Origin of the sequence: Clostridium aquiflavi (genome assembly GCF_031344075.1) — a bacterium.
Lineage (GTDB): Bacteria > Bacillota > Clostridia > Clostridiales > Clostridiaceae > Clostridium > Clostridium aquiflavi.
This window is the reverse complement of the sequence record NZ_JAVJAN010000018.1, coordinates 13455-34453: the sequence shown is the minus strand read 5'-3', so window position 1 is coordinate 34453 and position 20999 is coordinate 13455. Positions and strand designations below refer to the sequence as shown.

At 25.4% G+C, this 20999-nt stretch carries 18 protein-coding genes and 2 pseudogenes; 16 read left to right on the top strand and 4 right to left on the bottom strand.

What is annotated here, in order from left to right; all coding sequences use genetic code 11:
- Window positions 1–107: 107 nt before the first annotated feature.
- From RGC78_RS08025 to RGC78_RS07970, 12 genes and pseudogenes are all read left to right on the top strand, one after another.
- Window positions 108–632, top strand: coding sequence for a hypothetical protein (locus tag RGC78_RS08025; protein WP_309556394.1), 525 nt, complete (start codon window positions 108–110; stop codon window positions 630–632).
- Between the two features lie 58 nt (window positions 633–690).
- Window positions 691–1044, top strand: a complete 354-nt coding sequence (locus RGC78_RS08020) for a DUF6547 family protein (RefSeq protein ID WP_252226875.1) — start codon at window positions 691–693, stop codon at window positions 1042–1044.
- 103 nt (window positions 1045–1147) lie between these two features.
- Complete coding sequence (locus RGC78_RS08015; RefSeq protein WP_252226877.1) at window positions 1148–1660, top strand: adenylate kinase; 513 nt, start codon at window positions 1148–1150, stop codon at window positions 1658–1660.
- Window positions 1661–1868: 208 nt separating this feature from the next.
- Complete coding sequence (locus tag RGC78_RS08010; RefSeq protein WP_434062232.1) at window positions 1869–3428, top strand: AAA family ATPase; 1560 nt, start codon at window positions 1869–1871, stop codon at window positions 3426–3428.
- Window positions 3429–3870: 442 nt separating this feature from the next.
- Entirely contained in the window at window positions 3871–4569 is a 699-nt protein-coding gene (locus RGC78_RS08005; protein ID WP_434062231.1) for a class I SAM-dependent methyltransferase, read from the top strand.
- Between the two features lie 26 nt (window positions 4570–4595).
- Window positions 4596–4763 (top strand): annotated as a pseudogene (locus RGC78_RS08000) (GrpB family protein); the annotation flags it as partial.
- Between the two features lie 38 nt (window positions 4764–4801).
- A complete protein-coding gene (hepT, locus tag RGC78_RS07995; protein ID WP_252213580.1) occupies window positions 4802–5032 on the top strand; it encodes a type VII toxin-antitoxin system HepT family RNase toxin in 231 nt (76 codons plus the stop codon).
- A 315-nt stretch (window positions 5033–5347) separates the two neighbouring features.
- The gene (locus tag RGC78_RS07990; RefSeq protein WP_252213578.1) at window positions 5348–5872 is read left to right on the top strand and encodes an RNA polymerase sigma factor; all 525 of its coding nucleotides are present in this window, start codon (window positions 5348–5350) and stop codon (window positions 5870–5872) included.
- Between the two features lie 11 nt (window positions 5873–5883).
- Window positions 5884–6309, top strand: a complete 426-nt coding sequence (locus RGC78_RS07985) for a PadR family transcriptional regulator (protein ID WP_252213576.1) — start codon at window positions 5884–5886, stop codon at window positions 6307–6309.
- 99 nt (window positions 6310–6408) lie between these two features.
- Window positions 6409–7704 carry an FtsW/RodA/SpoVE family cell cycle protein gene (locus tag RGC78_RS07980; RefSeq protein WP_252213574.1) on the top strand — a complete coding sequence of 432 codons (1296 nt, stop codon included), beginning with the start codon at window positions 6409–6411 and terminating at the stop codon, window positions 7702–7704.
- Window positions 7705–7958: 254 nt separating this feature from the next.
- Window positions 7959–8588, top strand: coding sequence for a PilZ domain-containing protein (locus RGC78_RS07975; protein WP_252230768.1), 630 nt, complete (start codon window positions 7959–7961; stop codon window positions 8586–8588).
- A 276-nt stretch (window positions 8589–8864) separates the two neighbouring features.
- Window positions 8865–10913 carry an N-acetylmuramoyl-L-alanine amidase gene (locus tag RGC78_RS07970; protein ID WP_252226881.1) on the top strand — a complete coding sequence of 683 codons (2049 nt, stop codon included), beginning with the start codon at window positions 8865–8867 and terminating at the stop codon, window positions 10911–10913.
- Window positions 10914–10963: 50 nt separating this feature from the next.
- Here RGC78_RS07970 and RGC78_RS07965 read toward each other — a convergent pair whose 3' ends face one another.
- Window positions 10964–12202 carry a S41 family peptidase gene (locus tag RGC78_RS07965; protein ID WP_252213568.1) on the bottom strand — a complete coding sequence of 413 codons (1239 nt, stop codon included), beginning with the start codon at window positions 12200–12202 and terminating at the stop codon, window positions 10964–10966.
- Between the two features lie 267 nt (window positions 12203–12469).
- Here RGC78_RS07965 and RGC78_RS07960 point away from each other — a divergent pair.
- A pseudogene (locus RGC78_RS07960) lies at window positions 12470–12652 on the top strand (DNA alkylation repair protein); the annotation flags it as partial.
- Window positions 12653–12666: 14 nt separating this feature from the next.
- Entirely contained in the window at window positions 12667–13551 is an 885-nt protein-coding gene (locus RGC78_RS07955; RefSeq protein ID WP_252213566.1) for a potassium channel family protein, read from the top strand.
- A gap of 147 nt (window positions 13552–13698) precedes the next feature.
- Here the strand turns inward: RGC78_RS07955 and RGC78_RS07950 are convergent, their stop codons facing one another.
- The 3 genes from RGC78_RS07950 to RGC78_RS07940 all read right to left on the bottom strand — a co-directional run bounded on the left by RGC78_RS07950 (window position 13699) and on the right by RGC78_RS07940 (window position 16992).
- Window positions 13699–14604, bottom strand: a complete 906-nt coding sequence (locus tag RGC78_RS07950) for a carbohydrate ABC transporter permease (RefSeq protein ID WP_252213564.1) — start codon at window positions 14602–14604, stop codon at window positions 13699–13701.
- Window positions 14604–15470, bottom strand: coding sequence for a carbohydrate ABC transporter permease (locus RGC78_RS07945; RefSeq protein WP_252213562.1), 867 nt, complete (start codon window positions 15468–15470; stop codon window positions 14604–14606). The genes RGC78_RS07950 and RGC78_RS07945 overlap by 1 nt, the downstream gene beginning before the upstream one ends.
- Before the next feature lie 229 nt (window positions 15471–15699).
- Complete coding sequence (locus RGC78_RS07940; protein ID WP_252213560.1) at window positions 15700–16992, bottom strand: ABC transporter substrate-binding protein; 1293 nt, start codon at window positions 16990–16992, stop codon at window positions 15700–15702.
- A gap of 477 nt (window positions 16993–17469) precedes the next feature.
- Between RGC78_RS07940 and RGC78_RS07935 the strand changes: the two genes are divergently transcribed.
- Both RGC78_RS07935 and RGC78_RS07930 read left to right on the top strand, forming a co-directional pair.
- Window positions 17470–19239 (top strand): methyl-accepting chemotaxis protein, encoded by a 1770-nt coding sequence (locus RGC78_RS07935; RefSeq protein ID WP_309556392.1) that lies wholly within the window; start codon window positions 17470–17472, stop codon window positions 19237–19239.
- A gap of 155 nt (window positions 19240–19394) precedes the next feature.
- Complete coding sequence (locus RGC78_RS07930; protein ID WP_252213556.1) at window positions 19395–20951, top strand: GxxExxY protein; 1557 nt, start codon at window positions 19395–19397, stop codon at window positions 20949–20951.
- Window positions 20952–20999: the final 48 nt, after the last annotated feature.

Genomic DNA, 20999 nt, shown 5'->3' with positions numbered 1-20999 from the left:
AAATAAGTAAGATAAAATAGTGAACTATTATTTATAATTAAACATTTTAATTTTATTTTACTAAGCAAAGGCAAGAATATAAATATAATAAAACAGGAGAAAGAAATATGGATATTAGGGAATTTAGTTTATTAGAACATAATAATGTATCAGTAAATTGGGAAAAAGTAGAGGCGGAACTTGGGTTTGTAATATGTCAGGATGTAAAAGATTTTTTTTCAAGAATAGCTGGAGGTTATATAAAGGAAATAGTAGATTTTAAAGAAAATTATTTTTTTAACACAACGGGAAATTATGAGTATGATCACTGGATTTCATTTAATGAGTGTGAAGGAGAAATTGAACTATTTTTAATCACTCCAAAAAGTGAAGATAATATTCAGAATTTTATAATAAATGCTTTTAGAGAGTGGACTGGTGGCAATGATTTTGGACATAGAGTTTTGCTGGGGGATTTTGAATTTAACATTGGTGGAGTACTAATTTTGCTTAATAACGATAGTGGTGAAGTTGAATGGATGGACTGTGAATATGGATATTTTGATATTTATGAAGAAAATCCTAATGGTGTTGTTGCAAATAGTTTACAAGAATTTTTAGATAAATGTGTAGATAAGAGGTTAGATGATTAATAGATAAATAGTAACTATAATTTAAAAATATTTATATTGTTTTTGAGGAAGGTATGAAATGAATAGAGGATTATTATTATACAAAAAATTTATTGATGGTTTGATTAAATATAAAGAATCAATAGAGGCAAAATGGGTAAGAAACAATGGATATCCAAACACAAAAGAAAATAAAAAAATAAATATATTATTAAATTCATTAACATATGAGCAAAAGGAAATCATTGCAGGGATGATACAAAAAGCACGAACAGGTGGAATTCATGACACTTTAGCATATATGGATGAAATGGCAGATTTAAAAAGTTTCACTTTGAATCAGTATGGAGAAATTTATCCAATTGATATTTTTGAAAGTATGCATTTTGACTTCATATGTAGATGCGAAGGTGATTCTTGGCTAGACGAATAACTTTTTATTTAGATAGTATTTATACTTATAGATTTAGATAAGTATGAATTCGAAGTATAGGTTATTTATATAACCTATATTAGTATTAGGGGGTGAATTTTTAATGATAATTCTAATTGCCGGTAGTTCACATACAGGAAAAACACTTTTAGCACAGAAGTTACTTAAAAAATACAGTTATCCATATCTATCTATAGACCATTTGAAGATGGGTTTAATTCGCAGTGGACAGACTAACCTTACGCCAGAAAAGGATGACCTATTAACAAATTACTTATGGCCTATTGTAAGGGAAATGGCAAAAACCGCAATAGAAAACAATCAAAATTTGGTTGTTGAAGGGTGCTATATTCCTTTCGACTGGAAGGATGATTTCAGCGATGAATATCTTGAGCACATTCAGTATTATTGTCTTGTAATGACAAAAAAATATATTGATAATCACTTTTCAGATATTAAAAGATATGCAAATGTAATAGAGGGTCGCATTGATGATTTATTTTTAAGTCCAGAAATGATGATAAAAGAAAATGATTTCAATTTAGAAATGTGTAAAAAATATAGATGTGATTATATTCTGATTGATGACGAATACAAGGTAGATGTTGAACTATAATTTCCGTTTACCATAGAGATTATGAGAATAACCTCAGCCAGACAAATTCTAAATTTGTGGAGCTAGCTGAAGCACATTTGTGGAAATTTAAAATTAAAAAGCAAGTTTAAAAGAATGAAATTAAGCCAATGATATTAACGTGTCATTGGCTTATGTTATAATAATGATAAGTATAATGAAGTGAAAAAATATGAAGGGAGATGATATTTTGAATTTGTATTTAAACACTGATAAACCTTTAAAAAATTATAATGAGCTCTTTAATGAGGAGTATTTTGTAGATAAATCATTGATTATAAAACTATTAAATAAAAAAATAAATACAAAGAGTAAATATGTGTGTGTTACGAGACCGAGAAGATTCGGAAAATCTAGTGTTGCAGATATGCTTGGAGCGTATTATTCTAAAGCAGTAGATTCTAAGAATATTTTTGATAAACTTAAAATAAGCAAGACTTATGGATATGAAGAGAATTTAAATAAATATAATGTAATAAATATAAGTTTTAATACAATACCAGATAAAAACAAAACATATGAGGAATATATTAGAGTAATTCAAGAGGGTATAGTATATGATATAAAAACAATGTATCCTAATCTTGAAATTAAAAGTTTTTATAATATTAGCAATATGTTTAATGCAACAAATGATAAATTTATCTTTATATTTGATGAATGGGATTATATTTTTAATAATAATTTATTTGAAGAAAATCAAAATGACTTTTTAGAATTTTTAAGAAATCTTCTAAAGGATCAACCATATGTTGCGCTTTGCTATATGACTGGAGTTTTACCAATTAAAAAATATTCAAGTGGTTCTGCACTTAATATGTTTGATGAGTTTACATTTTTAAGAGATAGAAAACTTGGAGAATATTTTGGATTTACAGAAGATGAAGTTATAGCATTATGTAATAAAAATGGTGAAATAAATTTTAGAGAATTGGAGAATTGGTATAACGGATATACTACAGCTAGTGGAATTAAAATTTATAATCCACGTTCTGTTATTAAGTCATTAGAAAATAATTATTGTGAAAGTTATTGGACTAATACAGGGGCTATGGATGAAGTGTGTGAGTATTTGAAATATAACATTTTAGAAATTCGTGACGATGTTATAAAAATGGTTTCAGGTGAAGAAATTGATATAATAATAAATGAAGAATTTAGAGCAGGGCAAGGGGTTCCAAGAAATAAAGAAGAAATTTATTCAGCTATGATAGTCCTTGGATTTTTATCTTATTATGATGGATACTTAAAAATTCCTAATAAGGAACTTATGCAAGAATTTGAGAAAGCTTTAAGAGATGAATCTTTTGGATATGTATCTGAAATAATTGAAAATTCTAAGAGCATGTTAAAAGCCACTGTAAATTGGGATATAAAAGTTGTGGAAGAAATTTTACATGATATTCACAACTCGGAGATTCCAATACTTCAATATAATGATGAAAATAGCCTTTCATGTGTTCTAACTTTAGCGTATCTTTCAGCTAGGGACACATATAGAGTTGAAAGAGAGGAAAAGACGGGAAAAGGATATGCTGATTTTACATTTCATCCAAGAAGAAAGAATGATATTCCTTTTATAGTTGAACTTAAGAAAGATGAATTGCCAGAAGTAGCAATAAATCAAATTAAACAAAAAGAATATATAGAAAAGTTTAGAAATGAAAATAAGAGAAAAAAAGTGTTGGCAGTAGCTATATGTTATGATTCTAAGAATAAAGAACATAAATGTAAAATTGAAGAAATCTAAAATTAGAGATAGGCTAAAAAGTCTATCTTATTTTTTGTGTAGAAATTTTATCTATAAGTAATGATAAGGTTTATTTATTTAAGATAAGTATAAATTTAAGCTTATAAATTCCAAGTTGTAGATCAGTTTAGCTTTATAAAATTTTATGTTTATTTTATATAAAAATTTGATATAATATAAATAAAAAATACAGATAATAAAAAAGTAGAGTGTTGGAACACTCTACTAGATATAATTCTAGTTGCTTATGCAACTGGTATGACTAAATTTTTAGTTTGTAAAAATAGTAGCTTCCAATTGCGAGTCTGGGCTACTATTTTTTTGATATTTTATCTATAAGTAACACTATAAATGTTAATAGTGCTAATAAAAATAATCTACCAGTAAATAAATAGTAATTCATAAGTTAGTTAAATAGTAATTTGAATGGGGGGAACCATTTGTGAGTAAACATTCAGTTGAAGACAGTTTAAAAGCTTGGGAATTTAATGCCCAGTTTTGGGATAACTGCATGGGTGATGAGTCAAATCAATTTCATAGAGAAGTTGTAAAACCAAGAGTAAGTGAATTGCTTGATATTAAAGAAAATGATTTTATACTTGATATTGCCTGTGGAAATGGAAATTACTCTGCCTATATTGCAGAAAAAGGAGCAGATGTTGTTGCTTTTGATTACAGCTCAAAAATGATAACATTGGCAGAGAAAAGACAGTATAAGTACAATAATAAAATTGAGTTTCATGTTATAGATGCAACAAATAGAGATGAACTTCTCTCGCTTAAAAAGGATAAACCATATAGTAAAGTGGTATCTAATATGGCTATTATGGATATTTCAGATATATCTATTTTATTTCAATGTGTAAATTGCCTTCTTAAAGAAGATGGTATATTCGTATTTTCCACACAACATCCTTGTTTTGTGACTCTAACAGAGAAATATTTGTCTGCTAATAGTTATACTGGTGAGGCTATTTCAGGTCAGCCAGTATTACAATGTTATTATCATCGTTCATTACAAGACATATTTAATCTATGTTTTCAAAGTGGTTTTGTAATTGATGGTTTTTATGAAGAAAGCTTTGGAGTTAAAGAAAAACCAGATGTAATAATTGTTCGTGCAAGGAAATGCAATAGATAAATTCCAATTTGGAAGGGAGATTTTTGATGATAACTAAACACGTAATAGTAGAAGATTATAATCCAAAATGGAAAGAGAGTCTTGAAAGTATAAAAGATGAATTATTAGCAGTTTTATCTGGAAAAATTATTTCAATTGAACATGTAGGAAGCACATCTGTTGAAGGATTATCAGCAAAGCCAATTATTGATATATAAGTGAGCATAGATGCAATGCTAGTATAGCTAGTCATTTGATTTCTAGGAACAGATGGGGAAGACCAAAGGATAATAAGGAACACTTTGAAATATTATTTGATAATGGGATAATAGCTGAAGAAGATGTATTAATATATTTTAATATGGCTAAATTCAGGAATAGAATAGTGCATATGTATTTTGATATTAGTGATGAGATGATATATGATATTGTTCAAAATGATTTTGAGCGATTTGTTGGTAATATTGTAAAGAATGTTATATAAAATGATTTATATATGGATTCTATAAAGAGCTAAACTGATTTTTAATGAAATGGAACCTAGATGATGGACATACATAAAAAGTGTCTATTCCTATAGGTTCTTTTTTATACAGAGAGTTAATTCCTAATTTACACAAAATTATTTATTGTCCCTAATTATATAATTTTTTTATCCATTTCATTCTCCTTTAATGTTTGTTTGAGTTTTTAAATTTATAAAATAATTTTATTATATATTATAAATTATAAAAAAATTATTTTTATTGAAACAAAATTTAATATATAGGTATCATTATTAGTGTAAGGAGTGTGAAATGTGCAAGAAACAAATATTGAAAAATTAATTACTGACATATACAACAATACTTATGATGATGTATTAAGATATGTAGTATCAAAATGTAGAAGTAGTGATGATATAGCAGATATAATGCAAAATATATATTTGAATTTTTATAAAGCTTTAAAAAATAAAAGAGAAATAAAAGAATATAAAAAGTATTTAATAAGAATTGCAAGAAATGAAGTATATAAGCATTATGGGTTATTAAAAATGTTTCAAAATCATATTCCAATATTTTCACTAAATGATGAGAAACAATTTAAAAACATTCAGGAGAATTTAAATATTGAATATAACTATGAAGAAGAAGCATTATGTGAGGAAATATGGGGGTATATAAAGAAAAAGGATATGCTTACTTTTAAGATATTTGTTTTATATTTTCAAAGTGATTTGAAAATAAAAGATATAAGTAAGAGCCTTAATGTAAGCGAGTCCACTGTTAAAAATAGACTGTATCGAACAATGAATAAAATAAATGAAGAATTTGAAATATAGGAGGGTGTATTTTGAATAAAGAGGATATAGTTAAAAAAGCAATTCACAAAGGATTAGAATCTAAAGAAGAAATATTACAGAATATTTTAAATGTAGTGAGAGAAGAGGAAAAAATAGAAAATAAAAAAATTGATTTAGAAATATTAATACTAGAATTAATTCAAAGAAAGGATATGTATGGATATGCAATAATTAAAGAATTAGGAATTAAGTCTAAGGATACATTTCTAATGCAAGAAGGTGAAATATATCCAATTTTACATTACTTAGAAAGAAATGCTTTATTAGAATCATACTGGATTCGTGAAAGTGATAATATAGATAAAAAATATTATAGATTAACTAGAAAAGGAAGAGGATATTTAAAATTTAGGGCTGAGGATACTAAAAACATTAAAATGTTAGAAAATATGGGAAAATTACAAAAGATAACATAAGTATATTTTAAAATAAGATACTTAAATAATAAAAAGTAGTTAAAGTGTTAATGTTTAATAAGTTAAAAATGAATGATAATCTGGTGAGGTGATGGAAAGATGAATATAAAAGATAGTGATGATATAAAAAAATATATTAATGATGTGTGTTCACAAGTAAAGAATAAAAGAATGCATAATGAAATAAGAGATGAACTAAGTGCACATTTAGAGGAAAAGACAAATGAATATATAAAATCAGGAGAAAAAAAAGAGAAGGCTTTAAAGAAAGCAATTAACGAAATGGGCTCTTCTAAACATGTAGGAAGTGAACTTAATATGCTACATAAGTCTAAGCCAGAATGGAGCATAATAGCGTTAAGTATTGGATTGGTATTATTTAGTGCTGTAATAATAAGGTTTTTTGAGTGGAATGTAGAACTTGAAAATAATCATATATCAAAGAATAATATTATATTTAGCATACTGGCCATATTTGTATTTATAATGTCATGCTTCATTGATTATAGGCAAATTAAAAAGTATTCAAAATATATTTATGCTATTGGTTTATTCTCTTTAGCTTATACTGTATTTTCAGGAATTCAAGGTTTTAATGGAGTAAGACAATGGTTACCAATAGGTGGATTAACTATAAATATTGGATATTTTGCACCAATAATAATAGTAATTGCTTTAGCAGGAATATATGATAAGTATGATTGGACTAATAAAAGAAAAATTATAATAGCTTTATTTTTAGGCTTATTACCATTGGTATTACTTGTCAGAACAAATTCACTATTTAGTTTTATTATTTATGGAATTTCATTGATTATATTAGTATATTTATCAAAATCAAGCAAAAAGATATTAGGATTATTTATTAGTATTGAAACATTAATTATGATTTTAAGCAAAATAGGTTTTGATACTATTTCAAATTTCATTGATAGAAGTAATAATATTAATGGATATGGATATATTTATAATCAACTTAAAATAATTAGAGATTCGTCAGTATTAATTGGAAGAGCTACTAACTTTGATAAAAATATTATTCCAGAGTTTTATATTGATTATATTCTTTCATATATAATATATAATTTTGGTTGGATAGTTGGAATTGTAATTATTACTTTAATTGGAGTATTAATAATAAGAATGATTAAAGTAGCAGTATGTGTAAAAAATACTTATGCTAAATCTTTAGTTTTAGGAGTTGTATCCATAATAACAATTCAATTTATTTGCAATGTATTAATGACTTTTGGAATTACTATAAGTGTGCATTCCCCTATGCCACTACCTTTTATAAGTTATGGAGGAACAAGTACCATTATAAACATGTTTATAGTTGGAATTATAATCAATGTATACAAAGGGAAAAATATATCTAAAATTGAAAAAATATAATGTTAGAATATGGAGTGAAAAGTAAAGAGACATTTAAGTTTAATGTGAAAAAATTTTAATAATATTATTTTTAAATAGCTTATTTAATATATATTTGATATTTTAATGTTATATTTTTATAAATTTTATAATTTATAAAATTTACTATTAATATTAGCAAATTTTAGCACGAGTATATATATGGAAATATTAATATTATATAGAAAATTATATTTATAATATTAACTATATATATTAGAAGGAGTTTAATAAGTTTGGTAATAAAAAATAGTATTGAATATTCTTTAGCAAAATTAACTTCTATTGATGAAAAAATAATAACTATGGGAATAGTTCAAAAATTCCAGAAAGATACTTTAATTATATGTGCTAATGAAAAAACGAAGTTAAAAGTTGGAGAAGAAGTTTTTATAAATATTTTTAATAATAATCAAGGTATCTCCATATACAATGGTATCATAAATAATATATTAAAAAATACTATAGTGGTTAAAAATATAAAGTTTTTACTAGATAAAGAAAGAAGAAATAACAATAGAATTATTGTAAATATACCTTTAAAAGTAGCTAAGATACGTAACATATGTGAAAACGTAATGCAGCTATCTAAACCTATTTTTATGACAAGTAAAAATTTAAGTATTAGAGGAATACTATTAGAGTGTGTTTTAGACATTCCAGAAGATATTAACTTTTTCATTGAATTACCTATAGAAGATAAAAAAATATATATAGAAACTATTACTAAAAGAAAATATGAAAAGGATAATTTATATTATTATGGATGTGAATTCATACTAAAAAATGCATCAGAAAATTATTTGTTAGAAAATTTTATACTTAAAAATTATAATACCAAATTTTTCAAATATTATCCAAAATAATTTTGAAATATATATAAGTAAAATAAAATTTTATTATGAAATTTAGGACTATAAATCAAATATTTATGGTCTTTTTTTGTGAATTTTTTGTATAAGTAAATAAATTTCAAATTAAGAATTCTTAAAGCCAAATTATAATACCACTTAATCTATTGCATATATCCACGCATATTTAAAACGTAGTCTTAATAAAAAATTAATATATTACAAGGGAATATTATGTAGTTAAAACATGTATTTAGTGTTAAAATATAACATAAAAGGGGATGAATAATATTGAATATTAAGAAGAAACTTACTATTGTTATATTTGCTGTTGCAATAATGTTTATTGGTATTCCAACAATGAATGTACAAGCTGCAAGTAATGATAATAAAATAATATCAGATAATGATGTAACAGTAAAAGAAGCTAAAAATTGGGCTAAATCTAAAGGTGCAACTAAGACCTTTATTGGTTTAGCAGATTTGTATTGGGAATATGCAGAGGATTGTGGTGATGTAAATCCAGCAATAGCATATGTACAATCAGCTAAAGAAACTGGATATGGTAATTTTACTGGTGTTTTAGATGAAAGTTATAATAATCCGTGTGGGCTTAAGACAGCAGCAGGTGGAGATGACAATGATAAAAATGCCCATGAAAAATTTGATAATTGGGATGAAGGAGTACAAGCTCACATGGATCACTTAGCATTATATGCAGGTGCCAAGGGATATCCTAAAAGTGACAGCTATGATCCAAGAAATTTTAGAACTATAAAAGGAAAAGCAAAAACAGTTAAAGAATTAAGTGGTGTTTGGGCTCCAAGTTCTACATATGGTAAAGAAGTAAATGCTCTTTATAATGATTTATTAAGATATTCTGGAGCGAAAGTAGAAGATAGTGATGATAAAGGTAATTCATCAAATGTATTACCTAATCCAGCAATTCCAGAGAATAAGCCTAGTTTACCCAATATAAATGAAGTTACTAATAATCAAAATAGTGATAATGTTAATATTTCATCTAATATTGGTTGGAAATATGCAAATGGATATTGGTTATATTATAAATCAGATAATACAAAGGCTAATGGATGGATAAATCCAGATGGAAATTGGTATTATTTAGATCAAAATGGATATATGAAAAATGGTTGGATAAACTTAAATAACACTTGGTATTACTTAAAAAGCTCAGGAGCTATGGCAAAAGGATGGCTTAACATTAATGGTACATGGTACTATTTAAAAGATAGTGGGGCTATGGTGAATGGACTTAATAAGATAAACAATAAAATATATTATTTTGATAATAGTGGTTCAATGAAAGTTGGTTGGGAAAAAGTCAATAATTATTGGTATTACTTCAGTTTAAGTGGAGATATGCAAATAGGTTGGTTAAATATTAATGGAACAAGTTATTATTTATATGACACTGGAGCCATGGCAAAAGGCTGGATTAATGTTGATAACAATTGGTATTTCTTAAATGATGATGGATCATTAGCAAAAGGTTGGATTTTAAGCAATGGAGATAATTATTATTTAGATGGAAATACAGGAAAAATGATAGTAGATAGTGTGATAGGTGGATATGTTATTGGTTTAGATGGTAAGAGATTGGGTTTATCTTCTGATAAAGAATCAAATAAGTATAATGATAAAAATAAAGACAAAGATATGAAGAAGGATAATGATAAAAATTCAGAAGAGAAAACAATAGTTATAGATGCAGGTCATGATTATGGAAAAGATTATGGATCTGAAAATAAAATCGATGGAACAACCTATAGTGAAACAGATTTAAATATACAAGTTGCATCTAAACTTAAAAGTGAATTAGAAGATAGAGGATTTAATGTAATAATGACAAGAAAAGCTAAAGAAAGACCATCTTATGGATCTTTAACAGCAAGTCTTTCTCATAAAACAGATACTGCTAATGATGAAAATGCCGATTTCTTTATAAGCATCCATCATAATTCAGCAGTAGAAACTGCTAAAGGGGTTGAGACTTATTATAGCACTGCACCTAAAGATGATAAGTATGGTGGGAATTTAGATTATAATAGACTTGAAAAAAGCAAAAAAATGGCTAAAGTTATAAATGATAGTATTGTAAAAGTCATAGATACTAAAAATCGTGGAGCTAAGAGTGATTCTGAACGTACATTATTTGTACTTAGAAATACTAATATGCCAGCAGTCTTAGTTGAAGTTGGATTTATAACCAATACTGAAGAAGCAGAGAGATGTGCAGATTCATATTATCAAAAGAAAGTTGCAAAGGCAATTGCAGAAGCAATTGATGAAAATTTTAATATAATATCAAATAAATAATATAACCTCATAAATAGTTTTAATCACAATAACTATTTATGAGGTTTTAATTAATTTATAAGTTCTATAGCTTTTTGAATCGAGTTATCATCTTTTAAATCTAAAGTTTTTGTAGCATCAATGATTATGTCTGGATCTGTTCTACATTCAAAATTGCAACTGCCATCAGCAGCTAATCCCATTTCTTTAGGAAACCTAAAGATATAACCACTATTAGGAAGAACTGCTATTGCAGGGTCAGAACCAATGCCATCTCCACCAGTTTTTTCACCTATTAATGTAGCAAACTTAGTATTTTTTGCAAAGCTTGCAAATGCTTCTGATGAAGAAAAAACATATTTATCTACTAGTAAATATATTTTACCTTTAAAATCAATAGGGTTTTTTGGTGAAATATTTATAGTGTCAGCAGAGTAATATTTAAAATCTTCTTTTAATTCTTTAGGAGGATTTGTTAGTTTTTCTTTATCTATATCAGAAATAGAATTAAAATTTTTATAGCCACCATTCCATCTACATTGAACAAATTCCTCAGTTAAATTTCCGCCTCTGTAAACTGTGTAATTTGAACTACTCAAAGGCTCATTTATTAAAGCAGGGACAAGATTGTCAGTCCAATAACGTGTATCTCCACCACCATTACCTCTTATATCTATAATTAATCCTTTATAGTCTTTTATTTCTTTTAAAAATGGAAGTATAATTTTAAAATCATTTTCTATATTAAAACTATTAAGTGATTTTATAGACAGATAAGCAGCTTTACCTTCTTCAAATATTTTAGTATTTATATTATCTTTTGTTATCTTATCTTTATTAGATGAAGATAAATCAGAATTTTTATCATTTGAATTAAAGGCATATCTTTGAAGCACTTTATGTTCATTTAATTTTTTTACCCATGCTTTATTAGATTTGCGATCTTGCTCATATAAAGCTTTAAGGCGAGAAAATCTTTCTTTGGAAATCATATCAGTATGTCCATTGTTAAGATCAGATAAAACTTTTTCTAATGTATTAAAAAAGTCTATATCATCAGTAGTATTTTTTATCATAGAAATATAATCATCCTTTTTGGATAACCAATCTAAATTATTCATTCTTTTGTTAACTTCAAAATAAGGATAGTTTTCTTCTAGAATTTTATACATATATTCAAAATCCTCTAATTTTTCTTCAGTACTTAATGGTTTTAAATTTTCAGTATTACTTAAAGTAGGAGTACTGGGACTACATCCTATTAAAAATAACATTAAGGTAGATAGAAGAATTGTAAATAGTCTTTTCATAAATTATTATCCTTTCAATAACTAAAATTAATATTTAAATAATATATAAATATTATACCTCTAAATTAAAATAATGTAAAAAATGGAATAAAATATAATATGTTGTCAATTTAAATGAATATGTTGACATTATCAATGTATATAAGCATTTAACAAAAATACAGTCTAAAATAAAGGAATATTTTCCTGTATAATATAATGTAGATAATTAAGGAAAAAATTTAGAAAGGAAATTTATATATTATGGATAAACAGTATATAAAAGAAAAAATATTTGAAGCTTGGGCTATTTCAATATGTTATATTAAATATCCTGAAAAAACTATGAAATATTTAAAGAGTAATGAATTAGATGATTTTACTTATAATAAAACTCTACAAAAAATTATAGAATCATATAGAGTTGATAAAGATGAAAAAAATATAATTAGAAATATGAAAAGAAGATAGAGTAGGAGAGTTTAATGATGGGTAGAATCTTTATGATACTAACTACAATAATAGCAATAATTATTATATTTTTAAGAAATCTTAATAGAAATGTTAGTATATATAAAAAAATCAAAAAAGTATTAAAGGAGACCAATAGAACGTACAGAAATTTATTTAAAGAAAAATCTTTATTACTTAGAAATGGTCAAATTATTATGTTAATAGGGGCAGAATTTTTTATAAGTATAACAGTATCAGTAGGTATAATTAAAAATTTTGACTTATTTTTAGCACATAGATTGGATTTATTAGTTAAATTGGTACTTATATTAGGAATAATAACTGTAATACATTATTCTGTTGGATATGTATTATTAATTATAAGTAGAATACATGCTATATTTCATAGAGTTGAAGACAAAACTACTAAGATAGACTTGCTTTTATCTTATTTTATATTAAGTTCATATTTTACTATATTAATATTGTTACCTGATGAATTTAAAAAGAATTACATAATAGGATTGTTAGGAGTTGTCATATGCTACATATTAAATTTAAAGGTACTTGTTAATGTTATAAGAAATCCAGCAACTCTTAAAATAAAGGAAGAAAATAGTTTTAATAGTATACTAGTGTCAGCTATATTAATAATTATACTTATAATAATAAATTTATTTTTAGGTGTTTGCTTTATAAATAGTATTTCACCAGATTCTTATACAAATGTAAGTGGTAATATTGATCTATTTTATTATACAATAATGACATTTACTACAATCGGTTATGGGGATATAGTGCCAGTTACAGTAGAAGCTAAACTTATGGCTGTGGTTATAGCTATAACGAGTGTAATATGTATAGGTATATTTTTAAGTACAATATTATCTTATACTAATAATAAAGGTGAGAATTGAGAGTGGAAAGTGGAGAGTAAATAAAAAAATTTTTTATTGGAATTTTAAAATATAATTTTTAAAGAAGATATTTAGGACTTTCAACCTGTAAATTCTCAACTCTCAACTAAAAAAAGGGCATAACGCCCTTTTTTTATACACATAATTTTATTTGATAGAGCCTTGAACGATTCCTTGAATAATTTGTCTTTGTACAAAGAAGTAAAAGATAATTATTGGGATAATAGCTAATATTAAAGCAGCCATTGCAAGTTCCCATTGTTTTGAGAAAGCACCAAAGAAATTATTCATAGCAAGTGGAATAGTGTTTATCTTACCATTGACAGTTAAGAATGGTAGCAAGAAGTCGTTCCATACCCATATTCCATTTAATACAGCTACAGTTACAGTAGTAGGTTTTAAAAGTGGAAGAATTACTTTAGTGAAAACTTTCCATTTACTACAACCATCTATGATAGCAGCCTCTTCAATTTCTTTAGGAATTCCTTTTATTACACCGTGGTACAAGAATATGCTCATACTTGATCCAAATCCAATATACATAAAGATTAATCCATAATGTGTACCTAACATGCTAAAATTAATGGAATCGATGCCTAAAATGCCCATCCATTTAACAAGTGGTAACATTACAGCTTGGAAAGGAACTACCATAGCAGCAACAAATAAGTAAAATATAATTTTACTGGCCTTAGATTCATTACGAACTAAAACCCAAGATGCCATTGAAGAAAATAAAATTATTAAAGCAACACTTATAACAGTTATTATGATAGAGTTGATGAAAGCACTAGTCATATGCATTCTATCAATAGCGTCTAAGTAATTGATAAAGTTCCATGTAGATGGTAAACCAGTTGTATTTACAAAGATTTCTCTTCTAGTTTTAAAAGAGTTTATAAACATTAAGTAAAAAGGAGTTAGATAAATTATTAATGCAATCCATGTTAGTATTTCTAATACGCCTAATTTACGGCTATATCCATTTAATGTTGATAATTTTTTGGCTTTTTTAGGTGAACTACTAGTGTTTTCTACAACATTTGTTTTCATTATGCTTCTACCTCCTTCTTTTTATTAAAGTACACTTGTGTTAATGAGACAGCAGTTACAAATATAAAGAAAATAATAGCCTTTGCTTGTCCTACGCCCATGTTGTTTACTAAAAAAGCTTCCCTATATATATTTAAAGATAACATTTCAGTTGTCTTTGCAGATGTTAAAGAGAAATTTAAATCAAACATTTTAAATGAATTAGCTAATGTTAAGAATAAACATACTGTAATTGCAGGTCTTACCATAGGAATTGTAATATGTTTGAAGGTTTGCAAGCCATTAGCTCCATCAATATGACTAGCCTCTAATAAATCAGTAGGTACATTTTCAAGGGAAGCAACATAAATAACCATTATATATCCAGCATATTGCCATGAAGCAACTATTAACATTGCAAACATTGCTGTACCAGGATTTTGTAATAGTGAAGTTCCTAAGAATGATGAACCTATGTTTTGGCCAATTGAAGTAAATACAGAGTTGAATAAAAATTGCCATATAAATCCTAAAATTAATCCACCTATTAAGTTTGGCATGAAGAAACCAGTTCTTAAAATATTCTTAGTTTTTAAATTTCTAGTAACTATATATGCTAGTCCAAACCCAATTAAATTAATAGTAATTACGCTTGCAATAGTATATAGAATTGTTATTTTAAATGAATAAAGAAATTGAGTATCTTTCCAAATACTTAAATAATTTTCAAATCCAACGAAACCATATTTTGGATTAGCACCATTCCAGTCTGTAAATGTGTAATAAATACCCATAAAGAAAGGGATTATTACTACCATGATAAGAGAGAACAAACATGGACCTATAAAAAGCCAAAAGTCTCTTTGTTCTTTACTATTCTTTTTCATATTTTCACTCCTTTGTAATAAAAATCACTATATATACAAATACAACTTATGTGTAATTAATGCTATATGTAATGATAAACATCCATAAGGTAAAGTAATCTCCTTATGAAGTTAATTTTTAGCTCTGTTTTAAATGTGTGTTAATATATGCAATAAGTTCAATTACTAAGTTCACTTTGCTTATGCATATATCAACACTCTGCTAAAACAGAGCTAAATTTAAAAAACATTATTTAGTAGCATCTTGTAATTGTTGAAGCATTTGATTTTTATCAATTTCTCCTCTGGCAAATTTAGAGAATACAGGTCCAATATTATTCATTGTGAATCCATCAGGAAGATTTGTGAATGCCCAAGGAATAGTCTTACCAGCTTTGTTGAATTCAACTATAGATTTAGCTAATTCATCTTCAGGTTCAACTGTGAAGTTTGTGAATGCAGGAATCATCTTCATATCTTTTACTAGAGAATTTTGTCCAGCTTCACTAGTTACCATCCAATTTAAGAAATCTTTAGCTTCTTTATTAACAGCTGAATCTTTATTAACAACCCAGTACATAGGTACTCCAACAGGAATACTTCCACTTATTTTTGGATCATTGTTAATTGCTAATGGAATAAAACCTTTAGGAAAGTTTGCGTCTAAGCCAGCTAAATCTTTACTAGTCCAGTTACCTTGATGTAAGAAAGCAGTTTTGTGTGATGCTCCAAAGTTACCAACTTGAGTAGTATAATCTATTGTATCTAGAGTAGCACCCCCGCCATATTTAACAAGTAATTCAACTAAGTTCATCCAATCTTTAAAATATTGATTATTAACAAAGTCAGCTTTTCCATCAATATAATCTTTAACAAATTGAGTAGGATTATCTTGTACTGCTAAAGGAATATTGAAAGTATGGTTACCAGTAACCCAAGTTTCTTTAGTTGTATAAGATACTACATTGTCTATTCCTAATTCAGCTTTCATAGAATCTAATTTTTCAAATGTAGCTTTTAATTTATCAAAAGTATCTATAGAAGCAGGATCTATTTCAGCTTTATCTAAGATATCTTTATTATACATTAATCCATAGCCTTCAGTTGCAGCAGGCATACCATAAACCTTACCATCAACTGTAACTGTATCTAATGTACCATGAACTGCATCTTTTACCCAAGGTTCAGTAGTTAATTCATCAATTTTATGTTGCCATACACCGTAATCTCCAGCACCTTGAATCATGAATATATCAGGTTCAGTACCTTTTTGGAATTCAGCTTTTAGTGCAGCACCATAATCAGCACCACCACCAACAGAAGTTATATCTACCTTAACACCTGTTTCATCTTCATATTTTTTAGCAAGTTCTTTTAATTGATCATTGATTTCAACTTTTAATTGAAACACTCTAACTGTTTTTCCTTTTCCATCCTTTTTAGCACTATTTCCAGCATTAGATGATGAACAACCAGCTACTGTACCTAATAGAAGTGAAGCTGCTAATACTGTTGATAATGTTTTTTTCATTCTTAATTTCATTTTGTACCCCTCCTATAAAATAGTTGACTATATAACCATATATGGAAACGATTCCGAAATACATGTTACTAAATTATATACGAATAATATTAAATATATGCCTATCTTTTTTACCTTTAATTTATATTTAACATTTGAATTCGTTTACTGTGATTAGAAAAATAAAAATATTAATAAAATATATCGGAAACGATTCCTAAAAACGATATAAGCTTGTACAAAAAACAATATAAATCGTTTTCTTGAATTAAGTATATCATCACATATTTTAATTTTCAAGTATTATACAAGGGAAAAATTTATTTTATTATAAATAAATTGAATAATTAAGATAAAATTCACAATTTAGAAAATATTGAAAAATATTAATTGAAAAAGTGGAATTACAATGATAATATAATAATTGGAAACGGTTCTAATTATTATATTATTTAAAATTTGATAAATTATACTTAAATAATTAGAAGGGAATATTACATGAGGAAAAATATATTTTATACAAAGAGTAAAAAAGAGAATTATAAAAAGAATATTGGGTTTTTAAAAAGTTTAAGTGTGAAAGTTAAATTAAGAGCTTCATATATAATATTATCTTTATTAATATTTTTAATAGCATTAATCTCTATTAAAAGCATAGATACTGTGAGTAGAAACTCTAGTAAAATCTACAATATAAATTTTAAAGTTATACAAACTATAGATAATATTAATTCAAATATAAAAGAACTTGATTCATATTTTATGAATATATTTATGAGTTCTGACACTAATGAGAGTTATAAATATTCTAATAAAATTAAAATATTATTACAACAAACAAATACATTTCTAGAAAATTACGAAAATATAAATACTTCAGAAATTGAAATAAATAAATTTGTACAATTAAAAGATGACATAAATAATCTGGAAAAGTATTCTTTAGATATATTAAATTTAATAGATTCTGGAAAAATAAATGAAGCAAATGAAATATATAATAAAGATATGCTTAGAATGAAAAATAACGTTTATGATTTATTAAAAACACTCATTAATTTATCTGAAAGTAATGCTGAAAAATGTGATGTAGAAAATAATAAAATATTTAAATCAGTTTCAATAATGACTATAATAATAGCTTTAATAGGATTAGCTACTTCATTTATATTAATATTTCTAATAGGCAGACTTATAATAAATCCTTTAAAGAAAATAGAAAATTTAGCAGAGAGAATGTCTAAGTATGATATTTCAGAAAATATAGATTTAAATAGTGAAGATGAATTTGGAAGAACTGGAAAATTATTAAATAGATCTCAAGAAAATATTAGAGCTTTGATATCATTAATAATTAGAGAATCATATGATTTAAGTTCATTAAGTGAAGAATTATCTGCTACTGTACAAGAAGTAAATTCAAAAGTAGAATTGGTAAATACATCTACAGAGGATATAAATAATTCAATGAAACAAACTAGTAAAACTTATAGTGAAATAAATAATTCTATTAGCAATGTTAATAATAATATGGAAAAATTATATCATAAAGCAGAAGATGGTAATATTAATTCAAATAAGATTAAAAGTAAAGCAATTACAATAAAAAAAGATAGTGAAAAAGCACTAAATAATATATCCGATATATATTCAAATAAAAAAGCAGAAATTTTAAGTGCAATTGAAGATGTAAAAGTAGTAAATGAAATTAAAAAAATGGCTGATATAATAGATAATATTTCAGAGCAAACTAATCTTTTAGCATTAAATGCTTCAATTGAAGCTGCAAGAGCAGGAGAAGCTGGAAAAGGATTTAGTGTTGTTGCAAATGAAGTAAAAAGATTAGCTGAAGAATCATCAAATGCAGTAAGTACGATTAAAAATACTATAAATAAAGTTGAATTATCAGTTAATAATTTATTAGAAAGTAGCAATGATATATTGAGTTTTATAGGAAGAGATATAAATAAGAATTTAAATGACTATTCAGAAATAAGTAGTAAATATATTGAGGATGGTAATTTCATGAGTGATATGTCAAATGAATTAGCAATATTATCAAAAGAAGTAGATTCAAATATGGGAGAAGTAGGCAAGTCTATATATAACATAGGAATAGATAGTGATAAATCAGCTAAAAATATTGATAATATTAAAAATAGTATAAATGATACATCACTTGCAATGAAACAAGTTTTAATGGCAGCAGAAGAACAAGCTAATATAGCATTAAAAATTGATGAGCTTATTAAAAATTTTGTGGTTTAAATAAATAAAAATAAGTAGTTGATGTTGTGTTTTAGAGTGATGATGAAAGTATTTTATTAGTATAAGAGTAAATAAAAAAATAAGAGCAGTAATTAAATTGTAATGTTATAATAATATTATAAATTCAATATTTAATTAAGATAGGAGGTAAGTATATGGAAGAATATTTAGAATTTTTTGATGAATATGAGTCTGATAAAAAAAATTTTAATACAGCAGGATTATGTATAGAAACCAAGCATTATATGGTTAATGTAGATAATAAAATTAAGAATATTATTAAATTAATTCAAAATGATTCTTATTTTGTAATAAATAGACCTAGACAGTATGGAAAAACAACAATACTTAGTAGACTTGAAAAAATATTAAAAACTAGATATAAGGTTGTTAGTTTAGATTTTGAAGGATTAGGAAATGTATTTGAATCAGAGCAAAGTTTTTGTAGATATTTTATAAATCATATAAATTCTTCTCTTGAATTGGACTTACCTATAGTTTTTGAATTTTTAGATTTAATTAATATTATAAAGGAAATTACAAATGATACAGATATTATATTAATTATTGATGAGGTGGATAAAGCTTCAAATAATAAGTTATTTTTAGATTTTTTAGGAATGCTTCGATCATTATACTTATCAAGAGCTAAAGGAGATAGTAATACATTTAAATCTGTAATATTAGCTGGAGTTCATGATATTAAGAATCTTAAAATAAAATTTAGAGATGCTACAGATATAAAGTATAATTCACCTTGGAATATTGCAGTAAAATTTGATGTGGATATGAGCTTTAATGAATATGAAATAGGAACTATGTTAAGTGAATATTCAGATGAAAATAAGCTAAATTTTCATATAGAAAATTTAAGTAAGGAAATATATAAATTCACAAGTGGATATCCATTTTTAGTAAGTAGAATCTGTCAAATAATTGATGAAAATATATTAATAAATAGAGATACTACCTGGAATAAAATTCATATTCAAAAAGCTATAAAAATATTATTACAAGAAAATAATACATTGTTTGATGACTTAATAAAGAATATGGAAAATAACAATAATCTATATGAATACCTGTATAATTTACTTATTTTAAATGTAACATCTATTTTTAATATAGACAACCCAATTATAAATTTAGGGGTTATGTTTGGATATTTAAGTAAGGATGAAAATAATAATACTATTGTATCAAATAAGATAATAAGAGAAAGGATTTATAATTATTTAGTATCTAAAACTGATAGTAAGATAATGTCTAAGTACAATTTTAAAGATAACTTTATAACTGAAAATAATGGACTTCACATGGAAAAAATACTTTTAAGATTTCAACAGTTTATGAAAGAAAATTATAGCACAAGAGATACTGAATTTTTAGAAAGACAAGGAGTTTTACTATTTTTATCATTTATAAAACCAATAATAAATGGTGTGGGTTTTGACTATAAGGAAGTACAGATATCAGAAGAGAGAAGGCTAGATATAGTAATTCAATATAATCATAATAAATATGTTATAGAAACAAAAATATGGCATGGAGACATAGCACATCAAAAGGGATTAAAACAGCTTAAAAATTATTTAGATATAGAAGGTTTAGATAAAGGATATCTTTTAATATTTAATTTTAATAAAAATAAGGAATATATAAATGAAAAATATAGTATAGATAAAAAAGAAATATTTGAAGTTATAGTATAGAGATAGACTTGTTGAAGTCTATCTCTATTTTTTATAATATAAGGTTAT

Coding starts and splice junctions, on each gene's coding strand:
- RGC78_RS08025 (WP_309556394.1), top strand. CDS start 108: ATGGATATTAGGGAATTTAGTTTATTAGAACATAATAATGTATCAGTA.
- RGC78_RS08020 (WP_252226875.1), top strand. CDS start 691: ATGAATAGAGGATTATTATTATACAAAAAATTTATTGATGGTTTGATT.
- RGC78_RS08015 (WP_252226877.1), top strand. CDS start 1,148: ATGATAATTCTAATTGCCGGTAGTTCACATACAGGAAAAACACTTTTA.
- RGC78_RS07980 (WP_252213574.1), top strand. CDS start 6,409: ATGAATATAAAAGATAGTGATGATATAAAAAAATATATTAATGATGTG.
- RGC78_RS07965 (WP_252213568.1), bottom strand. CDS start 12,202: ATGAAAAGACTATTTACAATTCTTCTATCTACCTTAATGTTATTTTTA.
- RGC78_RS07955 (WP_252213566.1), top strand. CDS start 12,667: ATGATGGGTAGAATCTTTATGATACTAACTACAATAATAGCAATAATT.
- RGC78_RS07950 (WP_252213564.1), bottom strand. CDS start 14,604: ATGAAAACAAATGTTGTAGAAAACACTAGTAGTTCACCTAAAAAAGCC.
- RGC78_RS07945 (WP_252213562.1), bottom strand. CDS start 15,470: ATGAAAAAGAATAGTAAAGAACAAAGAGACTTTTGGCTTTTTATAGGT.
- RGC78_RS07940 (WP_252213560.1), bottom strand. CDS start 16,992: ATGAAATTAAGAATGAAAAAAACATTATCAACAGTATTAGCAGCTTCA.
- RGC78_RS07935 (WP_309556392.1), top strand. CDS start 17,470: ATGAGGAAAAATATATTTTATACAAAGAGTAAAAAAGAGAATTATAAA.
- RGC78_RS07930 (WP_252213556.1), top strand. CDS start 19,395: ATGGAAGAATATTTAGAATTTTTTGATGAATATGAGTCTGATAAAAAA.